At 43.9% G+C, this 13305-nt stretch carries 10 protein-coding genes; 4 read left to right on the top strand and 6 right to left on the bottom strand.

Going from position 1 to position 13305, the window contains the following annotated elements:
• Positions 1–94 precede the first annotated feature (94 nt).
• Positions 95–1114 carry a lipoate--protein ligase gene (locus FQ082_RS06130; protein WP_149492431.1) on the top strand — a complete coding sequence of 340 codons (1020 nt, stop codon included), beginning with the start codon at positions 95–97 and terminating at the stop codon, positions 1112–1114.
• Between the two features lie 129 nt (positions 1115–1243).
• On the opposite strand, the gene FQ082_RS06125 is transcribed toward FQ082_RS06130, so the two are convergent.
• Together FQ082_RS06125 and FQ082_RS13070 are read right to left on the bottom strand one after the other, a co-directional pair.
• A complete protein-coding gene (locus tag FQ082_RS06125; protein ID WP_149492430.1) occupies positions 1244–3379 on the bottom strand; it encodes an NADPH-dependent 2,4-dienoyl-CoA reductase in 2136 nt (711 codons plus the stop codon).
• 156 nt (positions 3380–3535) lie between these two features.
• Positions 3536–3742: a hypothetical protein gene (locus FQ082_RS13070; RefSeq protein WP_223145346.1), complete on the bottom strand. Its 207-nt coding sequence runs from the start codon at positions 3740–3742 to the stop codon at positions 3536–3538.
• Between FQ082_RS13070 and FQ082_RS06120 the strand changes: the two genes are divergently transcribed.
• Complete coding sequence (locus tag FQ082_RS06120) at positions 3728–5392, top strand: AMP-binding protein (protein ID WP_149492429.1); 1665 nt, start codon at positions 3728–3730, stop codon at positions 5390–5392. The two genes, FQ082_RS13070 and FQ082_RS06120, sit on opposite strands and share 15 nt — an antisense overlap.
• A gap of 119 nt (positions 5393–5511) precedes the next feature.
• On the opposite strand, the gene FQ082_RS06115 is transcribed toward FQ082_RS06120, so the two are convergent.
• The 4 genes from FQ082_RS06115 to hemA all read right to left on the bottom strand — a co-directional run bounded on the left by FQ082_RS06115 (position 5512) and on the right by hemA (position 9812).
• Positions 5512–5934 carry a DUF6691 family protein gene (locus FQ082_RS06115; RefSeq protein WP_149492428.1) on the bottom strand — a complete coding sequence of 141 codons (423 nt, stop codon included), beginning with the start codon at positions 5932–5934 and terminating at the stop codon, positions 5512–5514.
• Between the two features lie 72 nt (positions 5935–6006).
• A complete protein-coding gene (locus FQ082_RS06110; protein WP_011512564.1) occupies positions 6007–6444 on the bottom strand; it encodes a YeeE/YedE family protein in 438 nt (145 codons plus the stop codon).
• Between the two features lie 265 nt (positions 6445–6709).
• Entirely contained in the window at positions 6710–7846 is a 1137-nt protein-coding gene (locus FQ082_RS06105; protein WP_149492427.1) for an aminotransferase class V-fold PLP-dependent enzyme, read from the bottom strand.
• 571 nt (positions 7847–8417) lie between these two features.
• Entirely contained in the window at positions 8418–9812 is a 1395-nt protein-coding gene (hemA, locus tag FQ082_RS06100) for a glutamyl-tRNA reductase (RefSeq protein ID WP_149492426.1), read from the bottom strand.
• Positions 9813–10534: 722 nt separating this feature from the next.
• Here hemA and FQ082_RS06095 point away from each other — a divergent pair.
• On the top strand, positions 10535–12484 hold the full coding sequence (locus tag FQ082_RS06095; protein WP_262498163.1) for a tetratricopeptide repeat protein: 1950 nt from the start codon (positions 10535–10537) through the stop codon (positions 12482–12484).
• Positions 12485–12625: 141 nt separating this feature from the next.
• The gene (gene lolB / locus FQ082_RS06090; protein ID WP_149492424.1) at positions 12626–13264 is read left to right on the top strand and encodes a lipoprotein insertase outer membrane protein LolB; all 639 of its coding nucleotides are present in this window, start codon (positions 12626–12628) and stop codon (positions 13262–13264) included.
• Positions 13265–13305: the final 41 nt, after the last annotated feature.

Here is a 13305-nt window from a genome sequence, read left to right as displayed (position 1 = left end):
ACTCCCATTGAATTCCAACCTCGCATCAGCAACAATGTCAGTATCTATTTATAATATTCACTCTAGAAAAACCATTCGAGAAAAAGGATAAATAATGAAACTGCGCATCTTAAAATCTGCCGTTACCAACCCTTGGTTTAACCTCGCGACCGAGGATTGGATATTTAATACGCTCAATCCCGACTCGCACACGCTATTTTTATGGCGCAATAGCGAGACTGTGGTCATTGGGCGCTCGCAAAACCCATGGGTAGAATGCAAAATCGATAAGATGGAAGCTGACGATGTGTTTTTGGCGCGGCGTCAGAGTGGCGGCGGTGCGGTATTTCATGACTTGGGCAATACCAACTTTACCTTTTTATCGCCCAAAGCCGACTACGACCAAGACGCGAACTTTACCATTATCATCAACGCACTAAAAAAATTGGGCATAGACGCAGATTTATCCGGTCGTAACGATATGCAAGTTGGTGATAAGAAAATATCAGGCAGCGCTTTTAAACATGCGGCTGATCGCAGCTTTCATCATGGGACATTATTGGTCAATGCTGACATGCAAAAGCTGGGCAATTATCTTAATCCGCATCCGCTAAAGTTGAAAGCCAAAGGCATCAAATCCGTCCGTGCGCGCGTTGCAAACTTGGTTGAGTTTAATGAAGACATCAATCACGAGAGCTTATCTGATGCGATTATCGAGGCATTTTGCGAATACTATCGTGACACTGATTATGGCGACACTACGCCAGTAGAAGAATTGGATGAAGCCAGCCTCGCTAAGCAGCCAGCACTAAATAAATACTATCAGCAGATGGCAGATTGGGATTGGCGCTTTGGTAAGACGCCTGAATTTACCCATCATATTGAGACACGCTTTGATTGGGGCATTATTGATTTGCACCTCGATGTGAAGCAAGCAGTGATTTCAGAGGTAGTGATATTCTCTGACGCACTAAACGTGGAATTAATTGATCTGTTAAAAGACACGCTGACTGACTTTAAATATGATACGCATGATATTACAGTTAAGTTTGATGAATTAAGTGAAGCTCATCCTGAATTGGCAGCGCAGATTGATGACGTGTCTGAGTGGTTACGTAGTGAGATGGAAGGATAGATTTTCTACAAGAAAGATAATAGGCAATTAATTACATTTTAGTGGTTAATTGCTTGGTTAAGCAGATATAAAAAAACGGTAAGATAATTAATCTCACCGTTTCTATATTTAACCTAAACCATTCAAACTTTAAATTGCAGCCGCAACCTCAGCACCATCTCTTATAGCACGCTTAGCATCCAGCTCAGCCGCCAGCTTAGCACCACCGATAAGATGATACTGTGCATCTGGCGCATCGCCAACGTTTGGCATCAGCTCAACGACTGACTCTTGACCAGCACAGACGACGACGCTATCGACACGTAGTAACTGGCTTTGACCTTGGTTATTGGTGATCCAAATACCTTCATTGGTGATTTTATCGTACTTCGCACCTGATACTTGGATGACGCCGTGTGATTTGACATGAGCACGATGTACCCAGCCAGAGGTTTTATTGAGACCACTACCCAAGCGACCTTTGGTACGCTGCATCAAGTACACTTGGCGGATAGGCTTAATGGCTTCAGGCTTGATTAGTCCGCCCTCGGTTTGATAGTCGGTCGCAGAGGTGACGCCCCATTCTTCACGCCACTCTTCGATAGACTGCGCTTTTGGACGATAGCTTGGGTCTTTGAGCAATTCAGGACCTAGCTCATCAAGCGGCTGACCATGTTTGGCGGTCAGATATTCACTAACGTCAAAACCGATACCACCAGCACCGATGACCGCAACGGTTTCGCCAACTGATTTTTCACCAGAGAGCAATTCAGCATAGCTCATTACTTGTGGCAAATCCGCGCCTTCCAGCTTACCTGCGAGGCTTCTAGGCACCACACCAGTAGCGACGATGACATGATGGAATTTAGCTTTCTCTAGCATGGCTTTATCGACTTTGGTATTGAGTTTAATCTCAACGCCTAAGTGCTCAAGCTCATTGATATAGTAGCGAATGGTCTCAAAGAATTCTTCTTTACCCGGGATGACCTTGGCATAGTTAAACTGCCCGCCCAAGATATCTTTTGCTTCAAATAGCGTGACCTTATGACCACGTAGCGCGGCGACGTGAGCGGCTGACATGCCAGCGACACCGCCACCAATGACTGCGACCTTTTTGGGTTTTTTGGTTTTCTTATAAACCAATTCAGTCTCGTAACACGCTTGTGGATTGACCAGACAAGTCGAGCGTTTATTTTCGAAGGTATGGTCAAGACAGGCTTGGTTACAGGCAATACAGGTATTGATGCGGTCGGCTTGACCGTTTTTAGCTTTATTCACCCAATGCGCATCAGCTAGGAACGGACGCGCCATCTGAATCATATCAGCCTGACCACTAGCGACGATTTCTTCTGCGGTTTCTGGCATATTGATACGGTTAGCCGCCATCATTGGAATACTGATATGCTTTTTAATTTCAGCAGTGAAATCAACAAAGGCCGCACGCGGTACGCTGGTGACAATCGTTGGTACGCGCGCTTCATGCCAGCCGATACCGGTATTCATGATGGTTACGCCAGCTTCTTCTAGCGCTTTGGCGACAGTAATGACTTCATCCATGACGTTACCGTCTTTGACCAAATCGATCACTGACAAGCGGAATAAGATAATAAAATCTTCACCAGCAGCTTCACGTACCGCTTTGACCACGTCGACCGCAAACTTCATACGATTTTGAATATCACCGCCGTATTCGTCCGTACGTTTATTGACATGACGCGATAAAAACTGATTCAGCAAATAGCCTTCTGAGCCCATAATCTCCACACCGTCATAACCAGCTTGCTTAGCAAGTTTAGCCGAACGGGCATAATCTTTTACCGTTTGTTCGATGTTTTTAATACTCATCTTACGCGGTTTAAATGGTGAGATTGGCGATTTAATCGGACTTGATGAGACGGCAAATGGATGATAACCATAGCGACCACTGTGCAAGATTTGCATGATTATTTTGCTGTCATACTTATGCGCAGCACGGGTCACGCGTTGATGGTTAATAACGTCAGCACGCGTATTCATGGTGCCACCAGCAGGCAGTAACCACCCTTCACGATTGGGCGAAATACCGCCCGTAATCATCATCGCTACGCCACCTTTGGCACGCTCTGCAAAATACGCCGCTAGTTTGCCGTAATTATAAAAACGGTCTTCAAGCCCAGTATGCATCGAACCCATCACCATGCGGTTTTTAAGCGTGGTAAAGCCCAAATCTAATGGTTCAAATAAATGCGGGTAGTGTGCATTAGTGCTGGTGGTCTCAATAGAATTGGCAGTACGGCTGGCGGACATATCATTTTCCTTATGAATGGTTTATGAGAATATTTTTTAGGAATGCTTTGTAAGAGTGCTTATATTGCTCGTGCTATAGGATTTAGCGTTACGGTATCGTACCACACCGCCATTATCATCAGCTATGCAGACAAGCGACTGATGAGTGAACACTAATTAATAGCGGCGCTGAACGATGCTGTCTAATAGTGAGGTTTTTTGCAGATAGGTAAATAAACTCCACAAAACCTGTCCAAATTTTGCCTGCGACTGTCTATAATAATCAGATCCTGATACAGTTGCTTGGCGACAGCAAAGCCCCATTACTGCGTCATCGACTATAAAAACATACGATAAAGGACTATCTGCATGACAGACTTTCATACCGGTCTCGGCAAAAATGCTGCCAACCATCAACCGCTTACTCCTATCGATTTTATCATCCGTAGTGCTCAGGTCTATCCTGATAAAACTGCCATTATCTATGACGACTTAGAACATAATAACCTCACCCAAACGTGGCAACAGACTTATGATCGTTGCAGACAACTGGCGGATGGTCTGCGTAAATTAGGCATTGATAAAAATGATACCGTTGCAGTTATGATGCCAAACACCCCAGCGATGGTCGAATGCGCTTTTGGCGTACCCATGTCAGGTGGCGTGCTTTGTACGCTGAACACCCGCCTCGATATCAATGCGCTGACCTTTTGTCTACAGCATTCAGAAGCAAAGGTCTTAATTTTAGACAGCGAGTTTGCTGAACATGCTGAAATGATCGATGAAACCTTTCCAAATCTAATCGTGATTCATGCGACAGATGCGGCGCTCGATATTGAAGGTTTTGGACAAATGAGCTACGAAGCATTAATCGACAGCTCAGACAGTTTGGATAATTGGGGAAAACCATTAGATGAATGGGATGCTATCGCGCTCAACTATACCTCTGGCACGACGGGTAAGCCCAAAGGCGTGGTCTATCATCATCGCGGTGCAACGCTCAATGCCGTCTCCAACATTTTAGATTGGGATATGCCCAAGCACCCTATGTATCTATGGACGTTGCCATTATTTCATTGTAATGGTTGGTGCTTTCCGTGGACGATTGCTGAGCGCGCGGGCGTCAACGTCTGCTTGCGTAAGATTGACGCTGATTTGATTTTGCAGCTGATTGCTAAGTATAAAGTCAGTCATTATTGCTCAGCACCCGTGGTGCACAATATGATTGCAGGCGGCAAGTCGGAATATAAAGACGCCATCAATCATGAAGTCAAAGGCTGGGTCGCTGGTGCGCCACCGTCTGAAACCATGCTCGCCGCCATGGAAGCAATGGGCTTTCATATCTCGCATGTTTATGGTCTGACCGAAGTCTATGGACCGGTTACTGTATGCGCTGAGCAGCAAGAATGGGATGAGCTGGATGTCGCTGCTCGTGCGCAAAAGAAGTCGCGTCAGGGCGTGACCTCGCATTTGATGACTGGCTTTGAGCTGTTTAAACAAGGGACTACTGAGCCAGTTGCTGCTGATGGCGAAGAGATGGGCGAGCTGGCACTGCGCGGTAATATGGTAATGAAAGGTTATCTAAAAAGTTGTAAAGCCACCGAAGAAGCCTTTACTGATGGCTGGTTCCGCACCGGTGATTTAGGGGTCAAATATCCTGACGGCTATATCAAAATCATGGACAGGCTTAAAGATATTATCATATCAGGCGGTGAAAACATCTCTAGTATCGAAGTCGAAAACATCCTATATAAAATGCCTGAAATCCAAAGCTGTGCGGTCGTCGCCGCGCCGCATGATAAATGGGGCGAAGTACCTGTCGCCTTTATCGAGATTCATGAAGGCAGCACCTTGCAGCGCGATCATGTGATGGAACATTGCAAGCAGCATTTAGCCGGGTTTAAAGTGCCCAAGTATATCGTGTTTGCCGAAATTCCAAAGACCAGTACGGGTAAAATACAGAAATTTGAGCTGCGCCAAGCGGCTAAATCATTGGCACACGAAACGCCAAAAGTAACGGCTAGCGCTAAGTAAGCTTTTATCAACGATGATTCATAATACTGAATCATTATTGATAAAAAAGGTCAGCCTAATGAATGTAGGCTGACCCTTTTATTGAGCTAAAAAAACCAAGCTTATTATTAATCAAACAACTAATTAAGCTTTGGCTCCAGCCATTGATACACCAGCATCCCAACTATCATCGCTGGGATAAATACATAAGCCTGCCACTGTCCTGTACCAAGCAGCACAATACCCGGTCCTGGGCAAATACCTACCAACCCCCAGCCAATACCGAATAGCATCGCGCCGATTAACAGTTTTTTATTGATCACTGTTTTGCTTGGCATATCTATTGAAGTGCCAATCCAGCTGGTCTGTTGACGCTTAGCCAGTTGCACGCCGACTATCGCTACTGCAAGACCGCCGCCCATCACCAGTGCTAGAGAAATATCCCACGCACCAAAGACGTCCAAAAAACCCTGTACTTTAACAGGATCAGTCATACCTGAGATTAATAACCCAATACCAAATAGCAGACCTGCTAGTAACCCAATTATATTTTTTAGCATCATTATGTCTCGCACTTCATTTGTTGATATAAGCTTTTATGAATCATATTCAGCGTTGTCTTAGCAATGTGTTGTTTAAATTAAGCCCAAGAGATGTCGACCAATATAAACCGTCACAATACCAAATAACATAAAGGTCACTGTCGCCGCCATCGACCGTGGCGACAGTCGCGCATTACCACAGATACCATGTCCACTGGTACAACCTGAACCTAAACGCGTCCCAAAACCAACCAATAGCCCTGCACCGATTAATAACGGTATCGAGGTACTGATTTCAATATCAGGTAACGGTCTAAATAAGCTATATAATAATGGCGAGAGGATCAGACCTGCAATAAATAATACCTGCCACATCTCGACGCGCTTGGGTTTAAGAAGACTTGAGAAAATACCACTAATACCCGCAATACGACCAATGCCCAATAGCAAGATAACCGTTGCAACGCCTAGCATCAGCCCGCCTACTAAGGAAATTGGCGTAAAAGCTTGCCAGTCTATTTGTATACCCATAATGATTACCTAAGCTGATTTTTTATTAAAAATGGTTTTATATCTTCAATTGAGTTTAACAACGATATCGTACTACTGCTATAAACGATTTTTTATTATTTATATCTTACTACATATTACTTTATATAAATACATTATATTATAAAACATAATGAAAAAGTAAAAAAATACTGAACATTGCGTCACGCATTGCTCAGTATCTCTTCATTTGATGGCTGACTGGCTTAATAAATATAGTCGTTAATAAACGAGTCAGCCTCTCAAATCATTTTGCTAAGACTTCATCAAGCGCTTTTTTAAAACGCTCTACTGCGCCGTCGATATCGGTCAATTTATCCAAACCAAATAGACCTAAACGGAACGTTTTAAAGTTCTCAGGCTCACCCACTTTTAACGGTACGCCAGCAGCGATTTGCAATCCAGCTTCAGCAAAAGCACTGCCTTTATGGATGTCATCACGGTCGGTATAAGATACGACAACACCTGGAGCTTCAAAACCTTTTGCAGCAACGCTTTCAATACCTTTATCTGCCAGTACCTTACGGACGCGGTTGCCAAGCTCCCATTGTGCATCACACAATTTATCAAAGCCAATCTCTTTTGCTTCCAAGATAGTATCGCGGAATTGACGCAAGCTATCGGTTGGCATAGTCGCATGATAAGCGTGACCGCCGTTTTCGTACGCACGCATGATGGTTAACCATTGCTTTAAATCAAGGCTAAAGCAGTTAGACTCCGTGGTTTCTACTTTTTTGATAGCAGCGTCACTGAGCATAACCAGACCTGCACATGGTGTGCTACTCCAGCCTTTTTGCGGCGCACTGATGAGCACATCAATGCCCAATTTTTTCATATCTAACCATACACAACCTGAAGCGATACAGTCAATAACCAATAAACCGCCAACACTATGTACGGCCGCGCTTAATGCTTTGATGTAGTCTTCTGACAAGATAATGCCCGACGACGTTTCAACGTGCGGCGCATAAACGATAGCAGATTTGTCTGCTTTAATTTTGGCAACGGCCGTTTCGATATCCACTGGCGCAAATGGTTTTGGCGCTTCCGTATCTTCTGTACGCTCAGCCGTTAGTACCGTAGATGATTTGGCAAATTTACCTTTTTCTAATATTTGCGTCCAGCGATAGCTAAACCAACCGTTACGGATGATGAGACAATCTTCATCAATGGTCAGTTGACGGGCGACTGCTTCCATGCCGTAGGTACCAGAACCTGGAATAATAACCGCGGCTTCAGCGTTATAGACTGTTTTTAGGTTGCTGAGCAAATCATTCATCACCTCTTGGAAGGCTTTTGACATATGATTAAGGGCGCGATCGGTATAAACCACTGAATATTCTAATAAGCCGTTTGGATCAATATCTTGACGTAATGCAGTCATGTGACGCTCCTGTCTGTTGTAATATTTTTTAAGTATGAGTGATAAAAAAGTCTGGATACTGTCTTAGTCAATTTAGGTCAGCTATTATTTTAATCAAACATTTTTTGACCAACGTAATATGATAGCGAGATACGTTTATAAATAGCATTCACTAAGTACGAATATCGAGTAATAATTGAGAATATGACGCAGGGTGGACGATGTAGCACTTTATCCTAGCGCTATTGCCGTTGACGGTGGTATCTTTTACGTCGTTGATGTCATCAGATATTGAGTGAAAGCGCATAAGATACGCAAACCATTATCGTTGCTACGCGGTAGTAGACTGATAACAGTAGTGATTGAAAATGATTGATTGGATAGATAAAAGTTAAATAGTATAAAGACGCTGGTATTGTAACGAATACCGCTCGAGTATCCTAAAAACAGTCCCTATTCATCAATCAAGCATCATCACTTAATATCGTCATAACAGCTCGATATTAGCACTGATAATGCAGGTTGACAATGCTATGTTTGCGTTAAAACCATACTGATACAATTTCTTATTTTTGATGATAAAAGGCAACTATCAGTGATTCCGATGGGCGTCTTGTAGACCTGATACCACAAAATCGAGTAATTCATTGTCACCTTCGCGTGCCGCCTTACGCATGAGCTTGGAGGGCGCATGGGTCAAATTTTGCGTTAAGCGCCGCGTTAGCTCAATCATAATATCTTCAGGGTTAGCACTATCGCCTTGCAGCTCTGCGATAGAGGCTTGCAATAGTTTGTTTACCTGCTCATGAGTACGCGCGCGATATTGCTGAATATCCTTGCCTACTTGGCGTACTTGAAAGCGGCGATCCATCTCAACCACCAATTGACTGACCAACAGCTCAGCGTCTACTGCTGCTTGACGGCGTTGTTCGATATTACCAGCTATCACATGTTGTAAGTCATCGACAGAATATAGATAAACGTCATCTATCCGGCTGACAGTCGAATCAATATCACGCGGCACCGCCAAGTCAATCATCAGCATCGGCTGATAGCGACGGCTCTTTAGTGCCCGCAGCGTCATGGTTTTATCAATCAATATGTCCATGCTACCGCTACAGCTGCTCACAATATCGGCTTCTGCCAATACTTGTGGCAGCTCTTGCAGCGTTCTGACTTCGATCCGGCGATTGGGATTGCGCAGCTCAGCCGCTAACGCTTCTGCGCGTTCAGGATTACGGTTGCAAATAATAACGCGACCGACTCCAAGACCTGCGATATGCGTCGCTACCAAGCGGTTCATCTCGCCAGCGGCTACCACCAGCAAAGTACGACTTGGCAAATCATCAAAGATTTGCGTCACCAGTTTGGCAGCAGCATAGCTAAGTGATACAGCTTGTGCGCCAACTTGAGTCTCATTACGTACTCGTTTTGCCGCTGCAAATACCTGATCAATAATCCAACCTAGCTGATTGCTAAGCGCTTTTTGATCTTGCGCCATATGCACAGCGCGCTTGATTTGCCCAAGTATCTGCGGCTCACCCAATATCATAGAGTCAAGACCTGCAGCCACTCGTAGCCAATGGGTTAAGGCATGCGTATCACGATGGACATACAAATAAGGGTCAATCTCATCCAGTGATAATTGCTTTAAACCTGCAAGCCAAGTTTTAATTTTTAGGATGTGAGCGCTGATGATAGTCGATGAGAGGTTGGCGCTATTGTTAGCCGTCATACTAGACTCTATAACTGAAGTCTCTACAACTGCTGAGGCTGAATTTGGCAATAATGTGTTTGGTGATAATATGCTTTCTGGGACCAATGCATAAATCTCTGTCCGGTTGCAGGTGGAGACTATCACGCTACCGTCGCTAAAGCCTTGTAGCTGCGCAAGTGCGATATTGACCTCGTCACCGACAAGCGCCAAGCGCTCTCGTAGAGCGACTGGTGCAGTTTTGTGATTGACCCCAATGACCACTAATCTCATTATTGACAGACCATAAATATGATATTCACTCGCCAACCAAACACCTTTAGCGGTTTTTAAAAAATTAAAATCCTATTTTTCAAAGACAGCTTTTGACAAGAAATCTTTGAAAAATAGCTTTTATTAGGCAACTTTGAAAGTAAAATAATAAAAAGCGTTTATTATATCATTATTGATAGCTTTATTTAACACTCACCTCTATAAGCCAGCATTTTGTCTGTATCTGGGCGCATGGCTTACAAATCAACTGCGATTACTGGCTTAACATTCAAACACTTGCATATAGGTTTACTTAAAGCTAACAATGTTACCCTTAAATTCGAGTGCTACTATAGTTGATCCACTTTTAAAAGAATACAGAACTACTGGGGTTGATTGTTCGCAGCCTCTGTCTGCGCAAGCACAGCATAATCACAGCAAGCAAGAAAAATTAACCCCAGTAGTGATTGATAACATTTGTATTTCTTTTATTTAGGACTGTCAATAGAATAAATTTACACTATTACTGACACCTAAGTAACACGGCTGCTATTGTGTATCCCTTCATGCTACTCTTATAATGTTTGACATCATTATTCGTCACAGATATCTGTTTTTAAAACGATTCTAATAAACCCAGCCTTCTATGCTGCAAATCCTTTTACTAGGCATAGAAACAAGGTCAGAATAGGTGAATACTGCACGCTATGGTCTTTTTTGGGTCTTCATTTAGACGACAATCTATGCATAACGCTCAATCTAGCCTTAGTGCTTTGTTGCATGCTCTCATTGAGCGGCTATGCCGACGTTATAAGCTAGCGTTTTCGTTGGCGGTTTGTTTGTGCCTAGGATTCCCTGCCTATGCTGACCATGCCATTGTCTCACCAAACATAGCTTTGTCCAAAGTCTTTCCTACTAACACTAGTAGTGCCACCGTTACCAGAACCATTAATGCCTCTAGTCAAGTCATTAACAGTCACACAACAGTGATTAAAAGCATCGATAATAAAAATTTGATAACTGATGCTTCGATAGCCGAAAGTACTCCGTCATCTGACCTCAATAAAAAAAGTACTCCGTCATCTGACCTCAATAAAATAAGCAATGAACCAAGCTTGTATGCCTTATTAGATGCAGAATTTTCTGTAAATCGTGATGATGCCGAGCGTGCGCTGATTATCTATAAGCAGCAATCATTTAAACAAGACGCCACAGCCGTATTTGAAAGAGCGTTGAGCTTATCATTACGTAATGACAGGGTCGAAGAATCTTTACAATTTGCCAAAGCATGGCAAGATGAAAACCCAGACCATGTGCCTGCTTGGTTTTATGTCGCTCATTTGGCACTGCGGGCGCACGATTATGAGTTGGCAGGCGAAACTCTAAATCGCATCTTGAGCTATGATCCTCGCGCCGACCTTAGCGAAATTCTGATTGGCATTTATCCAAACAGCGATGATGATAAGCGAGAGTTACTCGCCGCTCTGCAACCTATCGCCAGTGAACAAAACGCCTCGCTGTCAGTCTTAAAAGCTGGCTTGCTTTATCAGTTTAATGAACCTGAGATTGCTATCGTTCATATCAATCGAGCAGTTGAGCGCCAGCCGGATTATGTGCCTTTTATTACCTTAAAAGCAGATATCTTGCGCAAAATCGAAACGCCAAAGGCAGTCATTGAGTATCTCAGCCAAGCACGCTTGCGTAATGCTGACAGTAAGAATCTATACTTGTATGAGATTCGCTATTTGCTTGATTTAAAACAGAATGAGCAAGCGTGGCAGCTATTGTTAGACGCTCATCAGCGCTTTGCCGATGATGCTGAGATTACCTTGTTAGCGGCGCTGGTTAGCTTAGATATTGAAAAATATACTAGTGCCGATCAATTGCTTAATACGCTTGCCAAAAATCCCGCTTATTTAGATCAATCTTATTATTATCTGGGCATCAGTGCCGAGCGTCAGCAAAACTTTGAGCAAGCCAAATACTACCTCAATGCTGTCATGCAAGAGGACTTGGTATTGGAAGCTCGACGAAAAGTGGTCGCATTAGACTTACTCAATAATAATGTTGATGCCGCTATCGCAACGTTAGAAAAGCTGCGTAAAGACTTTAGCGTCTTCGCTCCTGATAGCTTTGTGCTACAAGCCGATATCTTATGGCAACAGAATGAACCTGCAGAAGCCTTACGCCTATTAACTAAGGCTGCTCGTAAATACCCTGATAATGAGATGCTGCTTTTTGCACGCGCCCAGCTCCTTGATGATAAAGAGGACTATATCGTCAAGCGTACCTTGCTCAATCATTTGCAAGCGCTTGACCCCAGCAATCCTGCTTATCAGCTGAGTTACGCCCAGTTATTGCTGGCCAATGAGCGTGGTTCTGAACAAGGATTGGCGTTGGCGACGGCGATCATACAAATACGCTACGATGACCCACGTTACGACAATGAGCTGCACCTGCAAGCCCTCAATGTGCTAGCCAGCAATGCATTAGCCAACGAAAAGTATCAACAAGTCATCGACTATCTGCAAACCCCTTACGATGTGCTGCCGACCCTACGCTCAGGTACGCTGCTGTTACGCGCTTATCAAGGCTTGGGTAATAATGAAAAAGTTGACGCTTTACTCGCCGACTTGCAACAGCGCTTCTCATTTGGGCAACACAATATCAATGACCGTATACAATTGTATTAACGTGCCCATCATTGAACCCTATCGTTACAAGCTACTTATAAGAAGCTAACAGCCACGCATAACCGAGTAACAAATAAGACTTAAGCTAACTTACTTTCGAGACAACCATTTTGTACATTTGTCCATTTTTGAGGAAACATCATGTCGACCCTACTCTCTTTTTATAAACCTAATAAATTGGCCCTATTTGCCGCTATGACAGCAGCGATGGTAATTACGTCGGGCTGTCAATCTATGAAGAGCGCCAACGCGACCAGCCAGCCTAGCACGACTATTCAAGGTCAAAATGCTGAGCAACCAAAGAAACTTGAGAGCTTTGACATCACAGGTAAAATTGGTGTTACAACGGCTGCTAGCGATACAACTGGCGCTCAAGGCGGTAGTGCGTTTTATGCATGGGGACAACAGAATGATCGCTTTGCCATTGAGCTCATCGGCGCGCTAGGTATTGGCAAAACCAATATAGAATACAATGGTCAATCAGCGACTTTAGTGAGCGAAAAAACCGGCACATTAACCGCTACTGACCCTGAAACGCTACTGAAAAAAGCCACCGGCTGGCAAGCCCCTATCTCACAAATGCCCTACTGGATATCCGGTCGCTCAGCACCATCAGACAGCGCACCGCAGCTTGATGCCCAAAACCGTCTAATTAGCTCGGTAAATGGCGAATGGCGTGCCAGCTTTAGCTACAAAGGCAATGATAAATTACCGAATAAGATCAGTGCCGTTCAATCGCAAGGTAATAAAGTTGTTATGACAATCGATCATCAAAAGTAATAGCGCCAATTAGATTTGATCGCTATTGCAAATAGCCATTT

The organism is Psychrobacter sp. ANT_H56B (genome assembly GCF_008369245.1).
Lineage (GTDB): Bacteria > Pseudomonadota > Gammaproteobacteria > Pseudomonadales > Moraxellaceae > Psychrobacter > Psychrobacter cryohalolentis.
This window is presented reverse-complemented; position numbering and strand designations above follow the sequence as displayed.